The sequence below is a fragment of the Burkholderia sp. R-40 genome, from assembly GCF_049942845.1.
In the GTDB taxonomy this organism is placed as follows: Bacteria; Pseudomonadota; Gammaproteobacteria; order Burkholderiales; family Burkholderiaceae; genus Burkholderia; species Burkholderia ambifaria.
This window is the reverse complement of sequence record NZ_CP187968.1, coordinates 518,181-541,489: the sequence shown is the minus strand read 5'-3', so window position 1 is coordinate 541,489 and position 23,309 is coordinate 518,181. Positions and strand designations below refer to the sequence as shown.

At 69.3% G+C, this 23,309-nt stretch carries 21 protein-coding genes; 16 read left to right on the top strand and 5 right to left on the bottom strand.

What is annotated here, in order from left to right; genetic code table 11:
• The first annotated feature begins 46 nt into the window (after window positions 1–46).
• Window positions 47–1,693 (top strand): NRAMP family divalent metal transporter, encoded by a 1,647-nt coding sequence (locus ACP26O_RS18810; protein WP_175663492.1) that lies wholly within the window; start codon window positions 47–49, stop codon window positions 1,691–1,693.
• Window positions 1,694–1,767: 74 nt separating this feature from the next.
• Here ACP26O_RS18810 and ACP26O_RS18805 read toward each other — a convergent pair whose 3' ends face one another.
• Entirely contained in the window at window positions 1,768–2,673 is a 906-nt protein-coding gene (locus tag ACP26O_RS18805) for a helix-turn-helix transcriptional regulator (protein WP_175663493.1), read from the bottom strand.
• A 279-nt stretch (window positions 2,674–2,952) separates the two neighbouring features.
• Here ACP26O_RS18805 and ACP26O_RS18800 point away from each other — a divergent pair, with 279 nt between their 5' ends.
• The 15 genes from ACP26O_RS18800 (at window position 2,953) to asnB (ending at window position 19,347) form a co-directional block, all read left to right on the top strand.
• Entirely contained in the window at window positions 2,953–3,786 is an 834-nt protein-coding gene (locus tag ACP26O_RS18800; RefSeq protein ID WP_011659217.1) for a helix-turn-helix transcriptional regulator, read from the top strand.
• Window positions 3,787–4,024: 238 nt separating this feature from the next.
• Complete coding sequence (gene sctV / locus ACP26O_RS18795) at window positions 4,025–6,229, top strand: type III secretion system export apparatus subunit SctV (RefSeq protein WP_175663494.1); 2,205 nt, start codon at window positions 4,025–4,027, stop codon at window positions 6,227–6,229.
• The gene (gene sctS, locus ACP26O_RS18790; protein ID WP_006751731.1) at window positions 6,226–6,504 is read left to right on the top strand and encodes a type III secretion system export apparatus subunit SctS; all 279 of its coding nucleotides are present in this window, start codon (window positions 6,226–6,228) and stop codon (window positions 6,502–6,504) included. Before sctV ends, sctS begins: the two co-directional genes overlap by 4 nt.
• Window positions 6,504–8,546: a type III secretion system outer membrane ring subunit SctC gene (gene sctC, locus ACP26O_RS18785; RefSeq protein WP_175663495.1), complete on the top strand. Its 2,043-nt coding sequence runs from the start codon at window positions 6,504–6,506 to the stop codon at window positions 8,544–8,546. Before sctS ends, sctC begins: the two co-directional genes overlap by 1 nt.
• A complete protein-coding gene (gene sctD, locus ACP26O_RS18780) occupies window positions 8,527–9,894 on the top strand; it encodes a type III secretion system inner membrane ring subunit SctD (protein ID WP_175663496.1) in 1,368 nt (455 codons plus the stop codon). Before sctC ends, sctD begins: the two co-directional genes overlap by 20 nt.
• 148 nt (window positions 9,895–10,042) lie before the next feature.
• Entirely contained in the window at window positions 10,043–10,264 is a 222-nt protein-coding gene (locus ACP26O_RS18775; protein ID WP_041491501.1) for a hypothetical protein, read from the top strand.
• Between the two features lie 124 nt (window positions 10,265–10,388).
• Window positions 10,389–10,871: a hypothetical protein gene (locus ACP26O_RS18770; protein ID WP_105830405.1), complete on the top strand. Its 483-nt coding sequence runs from the start codon at window positions 10,389–10,391 to the stop codon at window positions 10,869–10,871.
• A gap of 122 nt (window positions 10,872–10,993) precedes the next feature.
• Window positions 10,994–11,881 (top strand): type III secretion system inner membrane ring lipoprotein SctJ, encoded by an 888-nt coding sequence (sctJ, locus tag ACP26O_RS18765; RefSeq protein ID WP_041491499.1) that lies wholly within the window; start codon window positions 10,994–10,996, stop codon window positions 11,879–11,881.
• Window positions 11,878–12,618, top strand: coding sequence for a SctK family type III secretion system sorting platform protein (locus tag ACP26O_RS18760; protein WP_175663497.1), 741 nt, complete (start codon window positions 11,878–11,880; stop codon window positions 12,616–12,618). The genes sctJ and ACP26O_RS18760 overlap by 4 nt, the downstream gene beginning before the upstream one ends.
• A complete protein-coding gene (gene sctL, locus ACP26O_RS18755) occupies window positions 12,600–13,229 on the top strand; it encodes a type III secretion system stator protein SctL (protein WP_175663498.1) in 630 nt (209 codons plus the stop codon). Before ACP26O_RS18760 ends, sctL begins: the two co-directional genes overlap by 19 nt.
• Window positions 13,226–14,611, top strand: coding sequence for a type III secretion system ATPase SctN (gene sctN / locus ACP26O_RS18750; RefSeq protein ID WP_175663499.1), 1,386 nt, complete (start codon window positions 13,226–13,228; stop codon window positions 14,609–14,611). The genes sctL and sctN overlap by 4 nt, the downstream gene beginning before the upstream one ends.
• Entirely contained in the window at window positions 14,604–15,275 is a 672-nt protein-coding gene (locus ACP26O_RS18745) for a hypothetical protein (RefSeq protein ID WP_175663500.1), read from the top strand. Before sctN ends, ACP26O_RS18745 begins: the two co-directional genes overlap by 8 nt.
• Entirely contained in the window at window positions 15,269–16,078 is an 810-nt protein-coding gene (sctT, locus tag ACP26O_RS18740; RefSeq protein ID WP_006754499.1) for a type III secretion system export apparatus subunit SctT, read from the top strand. The genes ACP26O_RS18745 and sctT overlap by 7 nt, the downstream gene beginning before the upstream one ends.
• A 24-nt stretch (window positions 16,079–16,102) precedes the next feature.
• Window positions 16,103–17,134: an EscU/YscU/HrcU family type III secretion system export apparatus switch protein gene (locus ACP26O_RS18735; protein WP_175663501.1), complete on the top strand. Its 1,032-nt coding sequence runs from the start codon at window positions 16,103–16,105 to the stop codon at window positions 17,132–17,134.
• Between the two features lie 245 nt (window positions 17,135–17,379).
• Window positions 17,380–19,347 carry an asparagine synthase (glutamine-hydrolyzing) gene (gene asnB / locus ACP26O_RS18730; protein WP_175663502.1) on the top strand — a complete coding sequence of 656 codons (1,968 nt, stop codon included), beginning with the start codon at window positions 17,380–17,382 and terminating at the stop codon, window positions 19,345–19,347.
• Window positions 19,348–19,419: 72 nt separating this feature from the next.
• Here asnB and ACP26O_RS18725 read toward each other — a convergent pair whose 3' ends face one another.
• From ACP26O_RS18725 to ACP26O_RS18710, 4 genes are all read right to left on the bottom strand, one after another.
• Window positions 19,420–20,223, bottom strand: coding sequence for a lytic transglycosylase domain-containing protein (locus ACP26O_RS18725; protein WP_175663503.1), 804 nt, complete (start codon window positions 20,221–20,223; stop codon window positions 19,420–19,422).
• Window positions 20,220–20,894: a type III secretion system export apparatus subunit SctR gene (gene sctR, locus ACP26O_RS18720; protein WP_006755970.1), complete on the bottom strand. Its 675-nt coding sequence runs from the start codon at window positions 20,892–20,894 to the stop codon at window positions 20,220–20,222. The genes ACP26O_RS18725 and sctR overlap by 4 nt, the downstream gene beginning before the upstream one ends.
• A gap of 3 nt (window positions 20,895–20,897) precedes the next feature.
• Window positions 20,898–22,043 carry a type III secretion system cytoplasmic ring protein SctQ gene (gene sctQ / locus ACP26O_RS18715; RefSeq protein WP_175663504.1) on the bottom strand — a complete coding sequence of 382 codons (1,146 nt, stop codon included), beginning with the start codon at window positions 22,041–22,043 and terminating at the stop codon, window positions 20,898–20,900.
• Window positions 22,044–22,431: 388 nt separating this feature from the next.
• The gene (locus tag ACP26O_RS18710; protein ID WP_166726267.1) at window positions 22,432–22,830 is read right to left on the bottom strand and encodes a winged helix-turn-helix domain-containing protein; all 399 of its coding nucleotides are present in this window, start codon (window positions 22,828–22,830) and stop codon (window positions 22,432–22,434) included.
• Window positions 22,831–23,309: the final 479 nt, after the last annotated feature.

The following is a 23,309-nucleotide window of genomic DNA, read 5'->3' as shown; positions in this document are numbered from 1 at the left end:
GGCCACACGCTTGGCCGGATAAAAAACCAGCCGTACGGAATTCATCATGTCCACGCCATCCAACGTCTCTCCACCGATCGCCGTCGAGCGCAGCGCCGTGCTCGACGAAGCCCATCTGGGCGACATTCGCGGTGCCCTCGGCACGATCGCGCATCACGACACCGCCGCGCGGCGCACGTGGTGGGCGCGGCTACGCACGCTGCTCGCGATCATCGGCCCCGGCCTGATCGTGATGGTCGGCGACAACGACGCGGGCGCCTTCGGCACCTACACGCAGGCCGGCCAGAACTACGGCACGACGCTGCTGTGGACGCTGCTGCTGCTGGTGCCCGTGCTGTACGTGAACCAGGAAATGGTGCTGCGCCTCGGCGCGGTCACGCGCGTCGGCCATGCGCGCCTGATCTTCGAGCGCTTCGGCCGGTTCTGGGGCGCGTTCAGCGTGATCGACCTGTTCCTGCTCAATGCGCTGACGATCGTCACCGAGTTCATCGGCATCACGTTCGTGCTGGCTTTCTTCGGGCTCCCGAAGGTTGCGGGCGTGTGCGTGGCGGCCGCGCTGACGATGGCCGCGGTGAGTACCGGCGACTTCCGGCGCTTCGAGCGGTTCGCGATCGTGCTGTGCGTGCTGAGCCTGCTGCTCGTGCCGGTGCTCGTATCGATCCACCCGCCGGTGTCGCAGATGTCGCGCGACTTCTTCGTGCCGACCTGGCCGGCGCATGCGAAGCTGTCCGACGTGATGCTGCTCGTGATCGGCATCGTCGGCACGACGGTCGCGCCGTGGCAGTTGTTCTTTCAGCAGAGCTACGTGATCGACAAGCGCATCACGCCGCGCTTCATGAAGTACGAGAAGGTCGACCTGTGGATCGGCATCGCGTTCGTGCTGATCGGCGCGGTCGCGATGATCGGCTTCAGCGCCGCGCTGTTCGGCGGCCATCCGGAAGCCGGCAACTTCACCGATGCGGGCGGCGTGATCGCGGGCCTCGAGAAGTATGCGGGCCGCACGGGCGCGACGCTGTTCGCGGTCGCGCTGCTCGACGCGTGCATCATCGGCGCGGCGGCGGTGTCGCTGTCGACGGCATACGCGATCGGCGACGTGTTCAAGATCCGCCATTCGCTGCATCGCGGCGTGTCCGACGCGAAGGGCTTCTATCTCGTCTACTTCGGGATCGTCGCGGCCGCGGCTGCGCTCGTGCTGATCCCGGGCAGCCCGCTCGGCCTGTTGACCGAAGCGGTGCAGACACTCGCGGGCGTGCTGCTGCCGAGCGCGACGGTGTTCCTGCTCGTGCTCTGCAACGATCGCCAGGTGCTCGGCCCGTGGGTCAACTCGACGAAGCTCAACGTGTTTACGGGCGCGGTGATCTGGGTGCTCGTGCTGCTGTCGATCATCCTGACCGCGTCGGTGATATATCCGGACATCAGCGGCGAAGCGATCGTCGACGTGTTGGTGGGCGGCACGGTGCTCGCGATCGCCGGCTATCTCGCGACGGTGCTGATCCGCCGCAACAAGCGCGTGGTCGAGCCGGGCATCGATCGTGCGGCGCGCGACACGTGGCGCATGCCGCCGCTCGACTCGCTCGAGCCGCAGAAGATGACGGTCGCGACGCGTGTGTGGATGGCCGTGCTGCGCGGCTATCTGGTGGTCGCGGTCGGTCTCGTGATCGTCAAGGTCGTGCAGATGACGCTGATGAAGTAACGGCGCGCGTCATCCTCGCGATGCGCCCCGCACATGCCGGCCCGAGAGGCCGGTGCGCATGCGCGGGCAGCGCGTCAGATCAGCTCGAGCTTCGACGTCAGATACGTGAGCTGGATCCGGTTCGCGACGCCGAAGCGCTTGCGCAGCTTGCGCAGGTGATAGTCGACGTTGTGCGCGCTGGTGTCGAGGCGCCGGCCGATCTCCTTGTCGGACGCGCCTTCCGCGATACCCAGCAGCAGTTCCTGCTCGAACGGCGTGAGGCCGTTGACCGCGCGCTCGCGCGACGTCGCGATCAGTTGCGGCGACGCGAACTTGTGCACCGACAGCCCGATCGACAGCGCCTGCTCGATCGTCGCCGGCGTGATCCACTCGCGCGTGCGGCGCGGTGCGGTGAAGCTCATGAACGCGTGCAGCCGCGTACCGGGCACGGCCATCGAATACATGATGCCGCTGCACATCCCGTCCTCCTGCATCGTCTGCAGGAAACCGTCGAGCGCGGCCGGCGTCACGCACGGGCCGCTGTCGCGCTCGCGATGTTCGCGGCGCAGCTGCTGCAGGTCCCACACGATCGGCATGTTGCACACGCGCGCGTCGAGCGTGCGCGGATCGATGTCGTGATGGTTGTGCCGCACGTAGTCGCCACGGTAGGTGTTCGGCGTGAACGCCTCGTGCAGATAGAGACTTTCGACGCGCTCGCGTGAGAATTCGAGCGCGAAGTACGCGAACGTCGAGAAGCCCGTCAGGTGCAGCAGGCTGGCGACGATCCGGTTGCGTTCCGCCGTGCTCTGCGCGTTCGCGAGCGTATCGGCGACGCCGAGCTTCGGCGCGTGCGGCTGCGTGATGTCGCCGCGCTTCAAGTCATCGCACCAGACGACCTGCACCGGGCGCTCTCTCGATGCGTCGGCGCAGGCGACCGTCCGCCGGGGCGAACGGGACAACGTTGGGGCGACCGCTTCTTCTTGCAATGCAATATCGGACATGAGCCATCCCTCGGAATCGACGCGCATCGCGTGGCGGCAGCCGTGTCGTGCACGGCGCTCGCGACGGTGCGATCGAGCATCTTTTGATATGCGCCGATCGTCATCCAGACGAAACGCGGGGGCATTGTACAAAAATGCCTGTGTGCGCGTAATATGCCGTAATACTAATGCGGACGAAAGGTTCATATCCGCACCCGTATAGAGACAACCAGAAAATCATAAAGAAAAGACCAGGTGGTGACGGGGCACGTTCACATATTGGGAAGGGGTGGGCTGCTCATGACATATGCTGACGACGCGCCACGCGTCGAGTGGTTTTCGCAAGCCGATATCGCGGCCGCTGCCGCTTATTCGAAAGAAATTCACGCATTCGAGCGCGACGTTTTTACCGGCATTCAAATCGCGCCCGGTAAATCCGACCTGAGTCTCGTCGACTTCGCCCAATGCCATGCGCGATTGCGGCAAATCGGTTTCAGCACGCTCGGTTACGGCGCCTACGAGATGATCGGGCGGCGCATCCTGTGCGCGCATCTGCTGCGCGACCTCGCGCCCGCGACGTTCATGCAGCCGTATATAGACGGCATGCTCTACGAGAGCGACCCGCGTTTCGCCGAGGTGCGGCAGAGCGGCTTTCCGGTCGCGTGGCGGCTCGACGAGATCGAGTCGGCCGCGCAGGGCAGCGGCGATCGCAAGGTGCTCGCGCTGGCCGGCCATTTGCGTGCGCACGCAATGAACAGCGGCGTGATCTTCAGCCTGTCGGCGCCGCGGCTCGACCTGCGCGTCGCGGTGAACGTGACGTCGGAAGCCCACGGCACCGAGTGGATCGACGATCGCGTGATCGGCGGCGCACTGTCGGTGAGTCTCGCCGTGCACCGCATCGCGCTGCCGTTTCTCGAGGCGCGCATCGCGCGCATGCGCGGCTTCGCGCTCGGCGACGAGCAGCAGCAGGTGCTCGAGCGCCTCGTGCACGGGCTGTCCGACCAGGAGATCGCCAGCGCCTTGCGCACGTCGCTGCACAAGGTCGGTCACCATATCCGTTCGCTCGAAAAACTCTTCAACGTCCAGAACCGCGCGCAGCTCGCATACCTCGCCGCGCGCCGTCTGGAGTCCTGACCCCTTCCGTGCGCGCGGCGCCCGCCGCGCGATGGAAGCGGTTCCGGCGACGGGCGCGCGCATGCGCCACCGGGTTTCGTAGTCCGATCCGATCGTCGCCGGAAAACCGCCGCGGCGCTACGAGGCGCGTCCCTTTTCACGCGGTTTCCCGTCGCTACACTCGTCCCATTCAACGGTCCGAGCGACGCGGGACATGACGGCCCGCGCCCGCCGGCAACAACGACAGGACGACGGCACGATGGCAGAACCGAAGGCGCTCCCTCGCGACTGGCAGCGGATCTTTTCCGCCGGCCGCAGCGTGTCCGGGCGGCGCCTCGGGGCGTCGCCGCGCGCCGACCTGTTTCTCGCCGGCTTCATCGTGTCGGTGGTCGCGTTGTTCATCCTGCCGCTGCCGCAGGCCGCGCTCGACGGGATGATCTCGCTGAACCTCGCGGCGAGCGTCGTGCTGCTGACGGTGTCGACCTATGTGCCGTCGGCGGTCAGCTTTTCGTCGTTTCCCGCGCTGCTGCTGTTCACCACGCTGTTCCGGCTCGCGCTGAACATCGCGTCGTGCAAGCTGATCCTGCTGCACGCGAACGCGGGCCACGTGATCGACGCGTTCGGGCGGCTCGTGGTCGGCAATAACGTCGTGGTGGGCGGCGTGGTGTTCCTCGTGATCGCCGTCGTGCAGTTCATCGTGATTGCGAAGGGCTCCGAACGGGTCGCCGAAGTCGGCGCGCGCTTCTCGCTCGACGCGATGCCGGGCAAGCAGATGAGCATCGACGCGGACCTGCGCGCGGGTATCATCAGCGCCGACGAAGCGCGCGAGCGCCGCGAGAAGCTCGAGCAGGAATCGCAGATGCACGGCGCGATGGACGGCGCGATGAAGTTCGTGAAGGGCGACGCGATCGCCGGCCTCGTGATCGCGTTCATCAACATCGTCGCGGGGATCGCGGTCGGCACGCTGATGCACGGCATGGATATCGGCGAGGCGCTGCAGCGTTACGCGATCCTGACGGTCGGCGACGGGATGGCGTCGCAGATTCCGTCGCTGCTGGTGTCGATTGCGGCCGGCATCGTGACGACGCGCGTCGCGACGCGCGACACGCGGCAGCGCCAGCTCGGCGAACAGCTGGGCGAGCAGCTCGGCGCGCATCCGCGTGCGCTGCTGATCGCGGCGCTCGTGCTCGCCGGCTTTCTCGTCGTACCCGGTTTCCCGAAATGGTCGTTCGCGTTGATCGCGCTCGGCCTCGGCGCGTTCGCCGTCACGCAGTTGAAGCGCAAGACGACCGCGCCGAGCTTCAACCTGATTCATATCGCCGGACGCATCGGCGCGACCGACGACGGCCAGCCCGCGAAGGTGTCGCACGCGGCGGGCGTCACGTCGCTGATCGCGGTGTCGCTGTCGGACGACCTGCGCACGACACTGAATCTCGCGCAACTGCAGACCGCGCTGTCGAGCGCGAAGGCGCGCGTCGACGCGGATATCGGCACGGTGTTTCCGCGCATCACGCTGAACGACGACGAGGGCGCGCCGGCCGGCACCTACCGGATCTATTTGCAGGACGTGCTCGCCGCGCATGGCGCGCTGAAGCCGGGCTGGCTGCTGTGGGACGGCGTCGCGCCGCTGCCCGAACGCGCGGAGCGCCAGCCGGCCGAGGCCTTCGGCCCGTTCGCGACCGCGCTGTGGATCAAGCCCGACGGCCCGGCACCGGACGGCAAGTGGCTGACGAGCGAAGGCGCGCTCGCCGCGCACGTCGAGCAGGTCGTGCGCCAGCACGCGGACGAGCTGCTCGGCATCCAGGAGACGCAGGCGCTCGTGCACCTGGTGCGCCGCGAGCATCCCGAACTCGTCGGCGAACTGACGCGGCTCGTGCCGCTGCAGCGCGTGACCGAGGTGCTGCGCCGGCTGCTCGCCGAACAGGTGCCGATCCGCAACCTGCGCGTGATCTTCGAGAGCCTGATCACGTGGGCGCCGAACGAGCCGGACGACGTGATCGCGCTGGTCGAGCTGGTGCGCGTCGACCTGCGCCGGATGATCACCGATCGCCATGCGGGCGCGGCGCGCCAGCTGCGCGTCGTGCTGTTCGAGCAGAACCTGCAGGAGCGGATCGAGAGCGCGGTGATGCGCACGAAGCAGGGCAATTTCCTCGCGCTGTCGAGCGCGATCAAGCAGGACATCGGCGAGCAGGTGCGCGCGATCGTGCAGGCCGCGCAGGCGGCCGGCGCCGGCGGTCACGGCAATCCGCAAGGTGCGCCGCGGCTCGCGGTGATGGTCGCGCTCGGCGCGCGCCGCTACGTGAAGACGATCTTGCAGCCGGTGCTGCCCGAGCTCGCGGTGCTGTCGTATCAGGAGGTCGAGGAAGACGTGCAGCTCCATACGGTCGGCTGGGTGAAGAACCCGCCCGACGACGGCACGCTCGGCGCGGGCGCCGGCGTGCGCGCGCCCGGAGTCGTGCAATGACGAGCTCGACGATCCTCGACCTGACGCGGCAGGCGCTGATGCTGGTGCTGCTGCTGTCGCTGCCGATCGTGCTGATCGCGACCGTGACCGGCCTCGTCGTCGCGATCCTGCAGGCGGTCACGCAGGTGCAGGACGCCAACATAGGCATCGCGGTGCGGCTGATCGCTGTGATGGTCGCGCTCGTGCTGCTGTCGGGCTGGCTCGGCAGCGAGGTGCTGCGCTTCGCGCAGCAGGCGCTTGAACGCATGTTCGTTTCTTCCACAGGAGTGCTTTGATGCGTCGACGCGTCGCCCCGATCCGGTTTCAACCGCGCCGCCTGCAACGGGTTGCGCTCGCCATGTGCGCGACCGCGCTGCTTACGGCGTCGCTGTGCGTGACGATCGCGCAGCCGGCGCGCGCGGCCGACCTGCGCTGGCGCAACAAGCCGTTCACGATCGTCGCGAACGGCAAGAAGATCGGCGACTTCATTCGCGAGCTCGCGTCGTCGCAGGGCGTGACGGCCGTGGTCGATCCGAAGGTGGACGGCGTGATCAGCGGCCGCTTCTCGGGCACGCCGCAGCAGACGCTCGATACGATCTGCTCGACCTACGGGCTCACGTGGTACTACGACGGCTCGTTCCTGTACGTCGATCCGGCCGACCAGTCGCAGACGCAGATGATTCCGATCCCGCCGAACGCGGCCGGCGAGATCGGCCGCTCGCTGCAGGCGATGCAGATTCCCGACAAGCGCTACACGCTCGTGATCAACGACCGCGCGAACAGCGTGTACGTGGCCGGCCCGCGCCGCTATGTCGAACTCGTGCGCCAGGCGGTCGGCTCGGTCGGCGATCCGTCGGCGAACGGCGCGCATGCGGACATCCGCGCGTTCCGGCTCAGGTACGGCTGGGCGTCCGATTTCACGATCAATCGCTCGGGCAAGGAAGTGACGGTGCCGGGCGTCGCGACGATCCTGCGCCGGCTGTTCGGCAAAGGCGGCGGCACGAACGAGCCGCCGTCGAGCACGCCGCTCGGGCAGGCCGCGCGCCAGGTGAAGCTCGGCTCGGGGCTGACGATCGCGGTGCCGCGGCTCGACTTCCCGGACATTTCCGGCGGCTCGCGTCAGGGCAGCTATGGCGGCGCCGACGGTGCGGCCGGCGGCTTCTCGCCGTTCTCGAACGCCGGCGGCGGCGACACGCTGCCGCAGATCGTCGCCGATCCGGCGATCAACGCGGTGATCGTGCGCGACCTGCCGGAGAACATGTACCGCTACCAGTCGCTGATCAACCAGCTCGACGAGCGGCCGCGCATCGTCGAGATCAACGTGACGATCATCGACATCAACGAGGATTCGCTCGACAGCCTCGGGATCGACTGGCGCCTGCACACGACGCATGGCGACGTGCAGATCGGCAACGGCCAGAACCCGCTGAACGGCAACACGCAGTACAACGGCGCCGGCAACCCGCCGCTGACGTTCGGCATCGGCACCTCCGAAACCGGGCAGACCGGCACCTTCCTGCCGACCGGCATCGCGCTTACCGCATCGATCGGCGGCTCGCTGCGCAACTACCTGCTCACGCGCGTGAACGCGCTCGCCCAGAAAGGGCAGGCGCAGCTGCGCTCGAAGCCGAAGGTGCTCGCGCTCGACAACACCGAGGCGATTCTCGAGAACCTCACGCAGTTCTACGTGCAGGTGCAGGGCTATCAAGATTCGTCGCTGTACAGCGTGACGACCGGCACCAGCATCAAGGTGACGCCGATGATCGTCGACGAGGCGATCCGCAATGCGGCGGCCGTGTCGGGTAATCCGCAGAGCGTGATGATGTCGATCGACATCCAGGACGGCAACATCGTGCCGGGGCAGGCGGTGTCGAACGTGCCGGTGATCCAGCAGCGCAACATCGTCACCAAGACGATGATCGACGAAGGCAAGAGCCTGCTGATCGCGGGCTTCAACGACGACGAGGTGCGGCTGAACAAGAGCGGCGTGCCGTGGCTGTCGGACATTCCGCTGATCGGCAACCTGTTCAAGTACACCGACAAGTCGGGCAATCACATGGAGCGGTTCTACCTGCTGACGCCGCGCGTGGTGACGACCGCGTCGATGTACGCGCCGGACGGCTCGCCGGTGAACCCGGGCACGGGCGCGCCGGCCGATCCGAACGGCACGTCGATGTATCGCCCGCCGGACAACGACATCGCGGTGCCGCTGACGCCCGCGCCGCTGCCCGGCACGAAGTTCGGCCCGCCCGCGCTGCCGCCGCCGCCATCGGATTCGGCGTCGCGGCCCGTGGCGACGACCGCAGGAGCGCCTACCCATGTCGACGACCATCATTGAGCCGCACGGCGACGGCACGGTGCCCGGCGGCGCGGCGGGCGGGGCGGCCGCACTCGCGTCGCCGTGGAACCTGTGCTTTCTCAGCGGGCCGATGTACGGCCGCACGATGTCGCTCGCGCGCGGCGCGAACTGGGTCGGTACCGCGGCCGATTGCGAAGTGATCCTGCCCGATCGCGAGATCGGCGCGAAACAGGTGTGCCTGCAGGTCGGCGCGCTCGCGGTGACCGTGCAGAACCACGGCGGCGCCGGCGGCGCGCCGGTGCTGTTCAACGACGAGCCGCTCGGCGCGGGCCGCCGCTCGATGACGCCGCAGGACGTCGTGACGGTCGGTTCCATCAAGCTCGGCATCGCACGTCATGCGCAGGCGAGCGTCGCGGTGCCCGACGAGGCCGACGCGCCGGACGCCGCGCGCGAGGCCGCGTGGCTCGGCTGGCTCACCGGCGGGCTGCGTCGTCTCGGCAGCCGGCGGCTCGTGATCGCGCTCGTCGCGCTGTGGATCGGCGTGCTGCTCGGCGCGCTCGGCTACGGCTTCGTCGCGTGGTCGGGACGCCTGCCGTGGCAGCACGAATCGGTGCTCGCGCGCACGCACCGGCTGCAGCAGCAGTTGCATGGGTATCCGGAACTCGCCGTCGCGCCGCGGGACGACGGCGTGATCGTGTCGGGCTACGTGAGCGATGCGGCCGCGCGCGAGCGCGTCGCGCAGATCGTCGCGGGCGTCGACAACGCGGCGCTCGGCAACATCTACGTCGTGAGCGATCTCGTCGCGACCGCGCAGACGTATTTCAGCGACACGGCGCTGACGGTCACCTATCTCGGCCGCGGCCGGATCGAATTGACGGGGGCGGCCGAGCGCGCGCAGATCGAGCCGCGCATTCGCAACTACATGAAGGACGCGCGCCCGGCGCTGGAGGTGGTCGACCACGTGCGTGACGCCGATGCCGCCGCGCCGCGCACCGCGACGACGCTCGGCGGCGTCGCCGGGATTCCGGAGATCACGACGGTCTTCGCGGGCGACGGCGATCAGCGTTATATCGAGACCGTCGACGGTAGCCGCTACTTCGAAGGCGCGCGGCTGAAGGAAGGGCCGACCGTCGTGTCGATCGGGCCGGACGAAGTGGTGTTCGAGCGCAACGGGCAGCGCATCACGATGCCGCTCGGCGGTTCGTCCGCGAGCGCGCCCGGGCAGGCGCCGGCGCCGCCCGTGCCGCCGCTCGCGAGCGGTGCGGCGGCCGGGGTCGCGCAGCCGGTGCCGGGGCCGACGCTGTTGCCGGCTGCGCCGGCGGCACCGGCTGCACCGGCAGGCGCGTCCGTCGCGGCCGCCGGCGCATTGAAAGGGGCGGCGCACTAGCGCCGCGACGGGACATGACAGGCGCATCGCGTTTCGCGCGGTGCGCGCAGGACGCGACACGCCGCGCACGAGCGGCGCGTCACGGTGCCGGCGGGGCATGGGGCCGCGCCGGAAAGCAGGTGATGTTCTTCACGTAAAGGAGCGAATCATGGGTGCCTCGGCAGCGGGTAATACGGGTGGTGCAACCAACACGCAGCAAGTCCAGCAACAGGCGGACGACCTGACCAAGACGCAACTCGAACTGACGAAGATCAACTTCCAGGTTCAGCAGTCGACCGCGACGTTCGAAACCAGCAACGCAGTGACCGCGCAGGAAGGGACGGCGAACGCCCAGGTTGCGCAACACCTGAGTTCCGCCGGCCGCGCATGACGCCGGTCGCCGGCCGTGCCGCGCGACGCCACATGCCGGGGCCGCCCATGACGGGCGCCCGGTAGGGCGGGTGTGCGTGCCGGCCGGCTTATTGCCGGCTCTGCCGGTCAAGGAGGACACGATCATGTCGGTAACAGGCGTAGGCGCGGCGCCGCCGGGCGCGGCCGCGCTCGCGGGGGCCGTGCAGCAGGCGGGCACGGCGTCCGATCCGGCGCAGGTGCGCCAGTTCGATGCGTTGATGCAGCCGGGTGCGGCCGCGGCGTCGCCGTCGGCATCGGGCGTCGCGATGTCGCGCGTGGCGGCCGATGCGGCGCCGGCGGTGCAGATGACGCCCGCGACGCCCGCGCAGGCGAACCATTCGTCGCTCGTCGAGCGGTTGCGCACGTATGGCAACGATCTCGACACGCGGTACGCGAACATCGACAAGCATCGCACCGAGATGCTGACGTCGATGGCGGACAACCGCAGCGATCCGCTGATGACGATGGTGCAGGCGATGGATTTCCAGTGGACGGCGACCACCACGATTTCCGAATACCAGTTGAGCCTGTCGGTCGCGCAGGCGGCGAACGGCTTCACGCACACGGTGCTGAAGACGCAGGAGTGACCGGGATCCGTTCCTGCTCATGACGGGATTGCGCCGGCCGCCGGACGGGCGGGGCGCGAGGCATGGGACGACCCTGAGGTGCGTGTGCCTGAAACGGGCCGCGCGCCCTGAGTGGACAAACGATGACGACGATCGATTCGACGCCGCGCATGCATGCGTGGCGCAGCCGGGCGGCGCGTGCGCTGCTCGCGGGGCTGCTCGCGCTGCTGGCCGGCTGCCAGAAGGAGCTTTACTCCGGCCTGTCGGAGCGCGACGCGAACCAGATGGTCGCCGTGCTCGGCGACGCGGGCATCAGCGCGTCGAAGGACAACGACGCGCGTGACACGTCGGATCGCAACGCGTGGCTCGTGAGCGTCGCGGACGGCGACATGCAGTCGGCGCTGACCGTGCTGCAGGCGAACGGGCTGCCGAAGCCGAGCTATGCGAGCCTCGGCGAGCTGTTCCAGAAGCAGGGGCTCGTCTCGACGCCGGCCGAGGAGCGCGTGCGCTACCTGTACGGCGTGTCGCAGGACCTGTCGCGCACGCTGCAGGACATCGAGGGCGTGGTGGTCGCACGCGTGCAGGTCGTGATTCCGGAGAACGATCCGCTCGCGGATAAGATCAAGCCGTCGTCGGCGGCCGTGTACATCCGCTACCGGCCGGGCGTGGACCTGCGCGCGATGGCGCCGATGGTCAAGGATCTCGTCGCGCACAGCATCGAGGGGCTGCAGTACGACAACGTGTCGCTGTTCCTGCAGCCGGCCGCCGCGCGCACGACGCGCGTGGACGGCATCGGCAGCGCGGTGTCGGACATCCTGCGGCTGCGCTCGCCGCTGGGCTGGCTGGTGTTCGCGCTGATCCTGCTGACCTGCGCGGTGATCGCGCTGTCGGCCGCGCGGCGCGGGATGTTCGGCGCGCGGCTGGCCGGGCTGGTTGGCACACCGCGCGGTGCGAACGGGGCCGGCGGCGGGGCCGCGCAGTCGGGCGGCGGCAGCCTGCGCACGCCGGACGGCGCGCGCGACGGCGCATGAGCGAGCCTCAGGCGTTGCCGCCGGGCGTCACGCCCGACGCCGCGTCGCTGCCGTGGCTGCACCCGATCGCGCCGCCGCCTGCCGGGCGGCGCGCGGCGTTTCACGCGCTCGTCTGCGAATTCAACCTGCGGCCCGACCGCTATCTGCACGTGACGCGCGTGCCGGCCGAGTGGCCCGCGCGCTATCGCTCGCCCGACGCGTTCGGCCCGGCCGGCCGCAAGCTGCTGGCCCGCCACCTGCTCGACGCGAACGGCGTGGCCGCGCACCACGACTTCGACGTGGCCAATCCGTGCGCGCGGCTCGCGCTGCTGCCCGGTGCGGCGCTCGAGCAGCTCGCGTCGTATGCGGGGCTGCTGCTGCATCGCGGCTGGCTGCGCGATGCGCTGAGCGTGCGGCGCATCCGTGCGGAGGTCGCGGCGAAGCTCGGCGGCGATGCGCTGGAGCTCGCGCTCGAGCGCGCGCCGGAATTCGGCGCGCTCGCGGAAACGCTCGAACCGTGGCGTGCCGATCCGGCCGCGCTGCCGGTCGTGATTCGTGCGCGCGGCGGCCGATTGCTCGCGGATTTCATCGGCGTGACGGGCGACGCGGTCGCGCGGCGCGTGCGCCTGAAATTCAACCGCGCGATCGATGACGAGGCGCCGTACTGGCTCAACCGCGCGCAGCGCGACCAGTTCGGCGAATTGCTGTTCCTGTTTCTGATTCCCGAGAGGCTTGCGTCATGGGACTGGCTTTTCTGATCACGAGCGACAACCTGCAGCTGCTGTCGGAGCGCAAGGTGCTCAAGGAGCGCGAATATGCGGCGCTGCTCGATGCATCCGCGGTGATCGCGACCGCGCGCGACGAGGCCGCGCGCATCGTCGCCGACGCGCAGCGCGAATTCGACAAGCGCCAGGCGGCCGGCTACGACGAAGGCATGCGCCGCGCGCAGCGCGAGCATGCGGCGCAGACCTATACGCAGGCGCTGGCCGCCGCGCGCACGATGGAGTCGATGAAGGATTCGATGGCCGATATCGTCGTGAAGGCCGTGCGCGCGATCGTCGGCGAGATGGCCACGCAGAAGCTGTATGAGGCCGCGCTCGCGCGGATCGCGCCGCTCGTGCGCGACGAGGCATTCCTGATCGTGCGGGTCGCGCCCGGCCGGCAGGACGAGATGCGCGATGCGCTCGAGCGCGCGTTCGCCGGCCAGTCGAACCGGCAACGGATCCGCATCGTCGAGGATGCGCAGCTCGAACGTCACGCATGCACGGTCGAGACGCCGTCCGGACGCATCGACGCGAGCCTCGACCTGCAGATCGACTCGCTGCGCCAGGCGATCCGCCGCGACGCGCTGAAGGGCACGACGCGATGAATGGGCCGCTCGACGATCCGCAGCCGTTCGGTGGCGACAGCGACGACGATGCCGCGCCGTTCGATCGCGGCCGCCTCGTGGGCGACCTCGATGCGGGGCTCGCGTTCTTCTCGCCGGTGTCGGTGCAGGGCCGCGTCAATCATGCGGTCGGACAGATCCTCAACGCGACCGGCATCCGCGCGCGGCTCGGCGAAATCTGCGAGCTGCGCACGCCGAACCAGCCGACGCTGCTCGCCGAAGTGGTCGGTTTCTCGCGGCAGACCACCTTGCTCACGCCGCTCGGCGACGTGGCCGGCCTGTCGCCGGAGACGACCGTCGTGCCGTCGGGGCGCGAGCATGTGTTCCCGGTCGGCGAAGCGCTGTTCGGCCGCGTGCTCGACGGGCTCGGCCGGCCGCTCGACGATCGCGGGCCGGTGACGGGCGCCGCGTGGGTCTCGACGCAGCAGGACCCGCCCAATCCGCTCGCGCGCAAGATGATCGACACGCCGTTTCCGACCGGTGTGCGCGTGATCGATGGCCTGATGACGCTCGGCATCGGCCAGCGCGTCGGCATCTTCGCGCCGTCGGGTGTCGGCAAGAGCACGCTGCTCGGGATGATCGCGCGCGGCGCGCAGGCCGACGTGAACGTGATCGCGCTGGTCGGCGAACGCGGCCGCGAAGTGCGCGAGTTCATCGAGCACAGCCTGTCGCCCGAAGTGCGCGCGCGCTCGATCGTCGTCGTGTCGACGTCCGATCGTCCGGCGATGGAGCGCGTGAAATCCGCGCTGGTCGCGACCGCGATCGCCGAGCATTTCCGCGATGCGGGCAAGCGCGTGCTGCTCCTGGTCGACTCGCTCACGCGCTTCGCGCGCGCGCAGCGCGAGGTCGGCCTCGCGAGCGGCGAGCCGCCGACACGGCGCAGCTTTCCGCCGTCGACGTTCGCCGTGCTGCCGCGCCTGCTCGAACGCGCGGGGCAGGGCGCGACGGGGTCGATCACCGCGCTGTATACGGTGCTCGTCGAAGGCGATGAGGAATCCGATCCGATTGCCGAGGAAGTGCGCTCGATCCTCGACGGCCATATCGTGCTGTCGCGCAAGATCGCGCTCGCGAACCGCTATCCGGCGATCGACGTGCTCGCGAGCCTGTCGCGCGTGATGCCGCTCGTCGCGAGCCGCGCACATCAGCAATCGGCCGCGCGCGTGCGCGAGCTGATCGCGAAGTATCAGGAAATCGAGCTGCTCGTGCAGATCGGCGAGTATCGCGAGGGCAGCGACCGGCTCGGCGATCTCGCGCTGCGCGCGCGCGATGCGATCGGTGCGTTCTGCGCGCAGGGCTCGCACGAGGACGTGCGCTTCGACGCGCTGCTCGCGAAGCTGACGAAACTCGCGAACGACCATGTCTGAAGCCGACGACCGCCTCGTGCTCGCGACACTCGCACGCCTGAAGCGCGTGCGCGAGATGCGCAGCCAGATCGCGCGCGTCGCGGCCGCGCGCCAGCAGGGCATCGCCGCGCAGAGCCGTCGCGCGCTCGACGCCGCGCAGGCGCAGCTCGCCCAGCAGGTCGCCGCGAAGGCCGCGATCCAGACCCGGCTCGCCGACGACGTGCGCGAGGCGCGCGCGCTGCAGAACGCGGCGGCCGACACGCGCACGTTCGATCGTCATATCGGCGTCGCGAATGCGTCGGTGAGCGAGGCCACCCACGTGCATCGCGATCACGAGGCGACGCTCGCCGATCTGCAGCGCGCCGCGCGCAAGGCGAAGGCCGCCGAGGACAAGCTCGACAAGGCCGGCGAGAAGGCGCTGCAGGCCCGCGCGGCGCGGGTCGAGCGCGACGCCGACGAAGTCGCGGATGCGCACGCGGTGCGGCGTTTCGCGACGGCCGGCGTGTGGGCGGGCGACGCGGAAGGCCACGCAGCGGGGCAGCCGGACATGGCCGCCGCGTTCGATGCGCAGATGAGGTCGCGACCAGCGGATGCGGAGGCGGACGCAACCGACGCGGCCGATTCGGTCGATTCGGCCGACTCTGCCGACGACACCGCCCCCACGGCCGCGGAGCGCCGATGCTAGACCACGCGGCGAACTTCAACGACATCGCCGGCACGCTGCGCCCGCTGCTCTACGTGATGCCGCGCCTGCTGCCGATCATGTTCGTCGTGCCGGTGTTCAACGAGCAGATCATCACGGGCCTCGTGCGCAACGGGATCGCGGTCGTGATCGCCGCGTTCGTCGCGCCGGTGATCGACCCGGCGCAGGTCGCCGCGTTGCCGTTCCTGATGTGGTGCCTGCTCGTCGCGAAGGAGGCGGTGGTCGGCATGCTGCTCGCGGGCGCGTTCAGCGCGGTGCTGTTCGCGATCCAGGGCGTCGGCTACCTGATCGATTTCCAGACCGGCAGCGGCAGCGCCGCGTTCTTCGATCCGATGGGCGGCCACGAAGGCGGCCCGACGTCGGGATTCCTCAATTTCGTCGCGATCGCGCTGTTCGTCACGGCGGGCGGCCTGCAGGTGCTCGTGCAGCTGTTCGCGCAGTCGTATGCGTGGTGGCCGATCGGCTCGCTCGGCCCGGACTTCTCGTCGATGCTCGAGACCTTCGTCGTGCGGCAGACCGACACGATCTTCGAATGGATGGTGAAGCTCGCCGCGCCGGTGATCATCGTGCTGGTGCTCGTCGAGCTCGGCATCGGCCTGGTCGGGCGCGCGGTGCCGCAGCTGAACATTTTCGTGTTCGCGCAGCCGGTGAAGAGCGCGCTCGCGGTGCTGATGATGGTGCTGTTCCTGCCGGTGGTGTACGCGTCGCTGCATGCGCTGCTGAGCCCCGACAGCGGGTTGATGGCGCTGCTGCGTGCGCTGTTCGCCGCGCACGGCGGCGCGTGACGGGCCGCCGGAGCCGGAGCGACCATGGCCGAAAAGGACCAGAAGCCGACCGCGAAGCGCCTGCGCGAGGCGCGCCAGAAAGGCGATGTGCCGAAGAGCGCGGAGACGATCTCGTCGGCGTTCTTCGTCGGTGTATGCGTCGCGCTCGCGGTCGGGCTCGGCACGCTGTTCGCGCGGCTGCAGGCGCTGTTCCGGCTCGTGTTCGACGCGGCCGGCGCGGCCGACCCGTCCGCGCGGCTCGCGGCGCTGATCGACGGCGCCGCGCGCGACTGGGCGATGCTGTCCGCGCAGATCGTCGCGGCCGGTTTGCTGGCTGGGTTGCTCGCGGGCTTCGTGCAGGTGGGCGGCGTGATGGCGTGGAGCCGGCTCGTGCCGCAGCTGTCGCGGCTCAATCCGGCCGAGGGGCTGAAGAACATGTGGTCGATGCGCAACCTCGTGAACCTCGCGAAGATGCTGCTGAAGACCGTGCTGCTGGCCGCGACGCTCGGCTGGCTGATCGTCGAGTCGCTCGATCCGTCGGTGCAGTCCGGCTTCACGCGGCCGATGTCGATTCTCGCGCTGATCGTGAAGCTGCTGATGCTGCTGTTCGGCTGGGCCGCGCTGATCTATATCGTGATGGCGCTGATCGACATCGTGCACCAGCGGCACGAATTCAATCAGAAGATGAAGATGTCGATCGAGGAAGTGCGTCGCGAGCACAAGGAAGACGAAGGCGACCCGCATATCGAGGCGAAGCGCCGGCAGCTCGCGCGCGAAGCGCAGTTCTCGTCGCTGCAGGACCGGATCGGCTTCGCGTCGGTGGTCGTCTATTCGTCGAGCGTCGCGGTCGCGCTCTACTACGGCGGGATCGGCACGCTGCCGTGGGTGCTTGCGCGCGGCGAGGGCGAGGCGGCCGAACGGATCGTGCGGCTCGCGCGCGACGCGTTGCGCCCGACGCTCGCGAACGCCGGCCTCGCGCATGCGCTATACGACAGCACTCCTGAAAAGGGCACGATCCAGCAGCAGCATTTCCGCGAGGTCGCGCAGTTGCTGAAGTGGGCGACGGGCGCTATCTGACGCGGGCCGTGTATCGGGGGCCGGAACGCCGGCCTGCGCGTTTCGCTGCGATGTGGTCCTACTTCTCAGCCTGCCGGCCGCGCCCGCGGCACTTGACGCCGTTTTTTTTCCTGGTTCGTCTGACGTTCACCCATGAATTATTGCTGATTTATTTCTTCGTAATATGGCTCGACCGTCAGTGGGACGGCGGGCCGCGAAGTCGCGCCGCCGCTGACGGGACAGGTCAACAGGGGTAGACAAATCAAATGTGCGGAATCGACGGCTTTTTGAATAGCGTCGCCTTCGATGAGGAGACAGCGCGCGGCACACTCGCGCGAATGACGACGAGCCTTGCGCATCGCGGGCCGGACGGACAGGGCCTCTGGGTCGACCCGGAAGCCGGTATCGCGCTCGGCCACCGGCGGCTGGCGATCGTCGATCTGTCGGTCCATGGCCGGCAGCCGATGGCATCCGCGTGCGGCCGCTACGTCATGGTCTTCAACGGCGAAATCTACAACCATCGCGAGTTGCGCGCGGAGCTCGAGCGCGCGGGTCGCGCACCGGCGTGGCGCGGCCACTCCGACAGCGAGGTGCTGATCGCGGCGATCGTCGCGTGGGGCGTCGAGGCGACGCTGCGGCGCGCGACCGGCATGTTCGCGTTCGCGCTGTGGAATCGCGCGTCGCGGGTGCTGACGCTCGCGCGCGACCGGATCGGCGAGAAGCCGCTCTACTACGGCCGGATCGGCGACGCACTGGTGTTCGCGTCGGAGCTGAAGGCGCTGCGCGGCTATCCGGGCTTCGACGGCACGATCGATCGCGACGCGCTGTGCCTGTACCTGCGCCAGTCGAGCGTGCCCGCGCCGCATACGATCTATCGCGGCATCAGCAAGCTGCCGCCGGGCACCTTCATCCAGTTCGAGCATGCGCGCGACACGCCACCCGTGCGCGCGTACTGGACGCTCGAGCAGGCGATCGAGGCGGGCCGCGAGCGGCCGTTCGAGGGCAGCGCCGACGAGGCCGTCGGGCAGCTCGACGCGATCCTGCGGCAGGCCGTTGCGCGGCAGATGGAAGCCGACGTGCCGCTCGGCGCGTTCCTGTCGGGCGGCGTCGATTCGTCGGCGATCGTCGCGCTGATGCAGGCGCAGTCGACGAACCCCGTCGACACGTTCACGATCGGCTTTCACGAGGCCGGCTACGACGAGGCCGGCTATGCGAAGGCGGTCGCGCGCCATCTCGGCACGCGGCATACCGAGCTCTACGTGACGGCCGACCATGCGCTCGGCGTCGTGCCGAAACTGCCGACGATCTACGACGAGCCGTTCGCCGATGCGTCGCAGATTCCGACCTTCCTCGTGTCGGAGCTGACGCGCCGGCATGTGAAGGTGAGCCTGTCCGGCGACGGCGGCGACGAGCTGTTCGGCGGCTATACGCGCTACTTCCTGACGCCGCGCCTCTGGCGCAAGCTGCATCGCGTGCCGGCGGCCGTGCGTGCGCGGATCGCCGCCGCGCTTCACGCGCTGCGCCCCGACCATGCGGACCAGCTCGCGGCGGTCGCGCAGGGCGCGTGGAGCGGCGTGGAAGCGCGCGAATCGGCGTCCCGTATCGGCGACCGGCTGCACAAGCTCGGCCATGTGATGACGGCCGAGAGCCGCATCGGGCTGTACCGGCTGCTGATGTCGTCGGTGCATCATCCGGAGCGCATCGCGCTCGCCGGGAAGGAGCCGCCGACGCCGCTCGATACCGTTTCCGCGTGGCCCGCGCACCTGAGCTTCGCCGAGCAGGCGATGGCGATCGACACGCTCACGTACCTGCCGACCGACATCCTCGCGAAGGTCGACCGCGCGGCGATGGCCGTGAGCCTCGAGACGCGCATGCCGTTCCTCGATCATCACGTCGTCGAATTCGCGTGGCGCGTGCCCGCGTCGGTGCGTTTGCCGGAAGGGCAGTCGAAGGCGCTGCTGCGCCGGCTGCTGGACCAGTACGTGCCGTCGTCGCTGATCGACCGGCCGAAGCAGGGCTTCTGCGCGCCCGTCGATCACTGGCTGCGCGGCGCATTGCGCGACTGGGCCGATGCGCTGCTGCAGCCGTCGCGGCTGCGCGACGAGGGCTTCTTCGATGCGCAGGCGGTCGAGCGGCTGTGGCGGCAGCACCAGTCGGGCCGGATGAACTGGCAGCACCAGTTGTGGACCGTGCTGATGTTTCAGGCGTGGCTGGAGGCCCAGCGCGCCGCATGATGCGCGATGACGCGGCGTGCCGCGTCATCTCCCGCGCGTCACGCCGAGGTCACGCCTGTGTCGCGTCGCCGCTCACTGATCGAGACACCGCACGCACAGCCGCTTCGCCTGGCTTGCCGACAACCCGCGGCACATCATCACGACCGGGCGCGCATGGCACGACGGCGCGTCGGCCGATGCCGCGGGCGACGCGAGCCGGCGCGCGCGTTCGGGCGGCGTGGTGGCGGCCGCGTCCATGCGTCGCTGTCGCGCTGGCGGCGGCACGTCGCGCACCACCGGAATCGGCTCGACGCCGCCTTCGCGTGCGTTGCGCTGCGCGCTCGCGACGACCCGGCTCACATAGCCGCTCGAGAAACCGGTCGTGAAGTTGCCGCTGTAGTAGCACGACAGCGCCGCGCGCAACGCGGCCTGCGCGGGGCGGCCGGTGTTCGACGAACGCGCGAAGCATTCGGTCAGGATCGCGCCGCCCGCCCGCAGGTTGCGGCATGGCTCGAACATCGTCGCATCGTCGAGGCCGTATTTCGCGAAATTGCGCTCGTTCACCTGCGCAAGGCCGACGCTGTAGCTGAAGCCGCGCGCGGCCAGCTCGCTCACGGTCGCGCGCGCTTCGTCGAGCGACGCGGGCTGGCGCGCCAGATGGCCGCCGACCACGCCGATCGCATATGGATTGAAACCGGACTCGGTGCGCACCAGCGCGGCGAGCGTGTCGGGGTCGATGTTCGGCGCGCACGCGCGCGCGAGCTGCGCGAAGCCTGCGGCGCTGCCGGCCGCGTGCGCGCTGCGCGGCTGCAGCGCCACCCATGCGAGCGCCAGTGCGAGCGTCGTGACCAGCGCGCACAGGCTCGCAACGGCGGAGCGCGGGCCGCGCGCGTTCATCCCGCCCCCGCCACGCGGTACGACAGCACGAGCCCGTGCACGAGCAGCGACCAGCCGTCGAGCGCGACGAACAGCAGCAGCTTGAACGGCACCGAGATCGTCGTCGGCGAGATCATCTGCATCCCGAGCGCGAGCAGGATGTTCGCGACCAGCAGGTCGACGACGATGAACACGATATAGATCACGAAGCCGATCTGAAACGCCTTGGTCAGCTCGGCGAGCGTGAAGCTCGGCACCAGCACGAGCAGGTCGTCGTCCTTGATGCCGTCCGCGCGATTCTTCGGCCAGACCGACGTCGCGGTGCGCACGAAGAATTCGCGGTCGCGCTGCCGCGTATGCGACACCAGAAAATCCTTGATCGGCGGCAGCGCGGCATCGGCGAGTACGCCGATATCGGAAGTCGACAGTTGCCCCGATGCATCGAAGTGGCGCGACTGCAGCGCGTCGCGGATCGACATCCCGACCGGCGCCATGATGAACAGCGACAGGATCAGCGCGATGCCGTTCAGCACGAGGTTCGGCGGCACCTGCTGGATGCCGAGCGCGGAGCGCAGCAGGCCGAGCACGACCACGAGCTTCGTATAGCTCGTCACCATCAGCGCCGCGAACGGCGCGATGCCGAGCGCGGCGATCACCGCGATCAGCGCGACCGGATTCGGCAGGTTGCCCATCGTTCAGCGCTCGCGCGGCGCGGGCTGCGTCAGCGTGACGACGCGCACGCCGAGCTTCTGGCCGACCGCGATCAGCTGGCCGGTGCCGATCAGCATCCCGTTCGCGACGAGATGGATCACGCTCTGGTTGATCCCTTGCTGCAGTTCGATCACCGCGCCGGGCTGCAGCGTGCCGAGCTCGCCGAGCGGGATCGACGTGGGCGGCAACTCGAAACGCAGGTCGACCGCGAGGCTGTCGAGCGAGCGCGGCGCATCGTCGGCCGATGCGTCGTGCGTGGTCGCGGTCGGGGTATCGGTGCGGGTCGGTTCCAAAGGCATCTCCCTGATTCGTTCGACGGTCAGCCGGTTGCCCGACGGCCGTCCGGTGATTTCCCACGCCGGCGCGGCCGGCACCCGCGCGACGCACAGCAGGTTCTGCTCGTGCGCGCGCCAGTGCTCGATCGCGATGATGTCGCCGCCGACGACGTCGGCCAGCTCGGCCATCGTCAGCTCGGTCCGGCCGATCTCGAATACCAGCGGCACCGGCAGGCCCGCATACGCGGCGCGCGTATCGGCTCGCGTGGCCGCCGGCGTCGCGAAGAACACCGCGAGCGCGTCCGGCGCATCGAACAGCAGCGCGCCGTGGCAGCGCCACGCGCCGTCGGCGCGACGCAGCTCGAAGCGCAGCGCGGCCGGCGCCGTGCGCCACGCGGGCACGCTCGCGGGCGGCGGCAGCAATTCCACGCGCTGCCGCGTCGCGGCCTGCAGCGCGGCGGCGAGCGGCGCGGCGAGATCGGCGAGCAGCGCCGCGCGGATCACGGCCGGCACGGCCGGGTCGGCCGCGTCGCCGAGCCACTCGCTTTCCGCGAGCGGATCGATCCACAGCGTGCCGGCGGCCGGGCCGATGACGAAGCGGTACGCATGCGCGTCGGCGGCCGGTTCGGCATCGATGCGCCAGCGCACCTCGTACGCGTGTTCGCCGAGCGTGACCGGAACCGCGGCCGTCGCGCCGTACGCGTGCGACAGCCCGCGCGCGGCGGCGGCGGACAGGCGCGGCAGATAGGGCGACGCGTCGAGCGCGACCGCGGCGGCGGCCGGGGTGGCGGCGGCGGGCGGAGCCCGGTTCGCGGCGTCGCCGGCGTCGGCATTCGTCAGGGACAGCGCAGGCACGGCGGGATCAGGGCGGATTCGGCGTTGGTTCGACAGGTTGTTGTGGCCGGCGGCGCCGGGGCGCGCGGCTGCTGCGTCGATTGTAGGGACGGCGCCGGGCGTGTGCCGTGCCGGAATCCGTAGTCGTAGGTGTGCGGTGGGCGCGCGGGTGGCGGCGAGCTACGAAGCGTGTTGCGCGGCGGCGGGGCCGCGTGGCCGCCCGTGGCGTCGTCCGCGCAAATGCGGCCGCCGCCCCGGAGGCGGCGGTCGTGTCGTGTCGTTTCGTTTTGCGGCGAGGAGGCGCGCGTGCCGGGCCGCGAGGCGCTGCATGTCGCACGCGCGGCACGCAAGGAAGGGGAACCTTACCGGCGCGCCGCGCGATGGCGGCGCGTGGGTGAGCCGCTATGTGTTACGCGTAGTCGGCGGCCAGCGCCGACAGCGGCGCGGCGCGCAGGATCGGCGCCGCGTCGTGGCGCTCGACGTGCGTCATGGCCGCGCCGAACAGCACCAGCCGATAGCCGACCGCATAGATCGGGATGATCCGCAGGTTCTTGTCGTGATCGAGCTGCAGCTTCGAACGGATGCGCGAGATATGGGTGTCGAGCGTGCGCGACGACACGCCGAGCTCGCGGCCCCAGACCGCTTCCTGGATCGCCTGCCGCGGCACGATCTTGTTCATGTTGTCGAGCAGGAATTCGACGACATCGAATTCGCGCGGGGTGACGTCGACGATTTTGTTGTCGATTTCGATCGTGCGGCGCACGAAGTTGATTTTTATGTTGTCGATGTACAGGTATTTGCAATCCATGGTGGCCCTCGCATGTCCGTAAAGGAGTGTTTGCGGGTCATGTACCGCAACTTCCGGGCCAGGGCGGGCGTGGGGGGCAGCGACAGAGGGTGGGAGCGGGGTGGGCGGCCCGCCGGCGTTGAATCTAAAAGAATTTTTAACGCGGGACGCGCGGCGCGCTCGGGAAGGGCACGGCCAATATTGAAGGATTGTTACGTAGCATCGGTTGGGAACGTTACGGGCGTTACGGGCGGCGTAACGTGGGGATGAGCCGATGACGAGGTCACCGCAGTGCCGTCCTCGGCCTGCGCAAAGTTCGGCCAAACAAACTCGACGTGGAACCCTACATTCGACCCGACTCCCTGAAATGGAAATCGCATATAAATCATGGATATAAGTCGAAATAATCGGCGACACCAAACCCTACATTCAACCCTACATCAAACCCGACTCGCACCGCGGCGAGCTTTCCTTCGGGTTGCCGCTTGCGGCACTTCGAT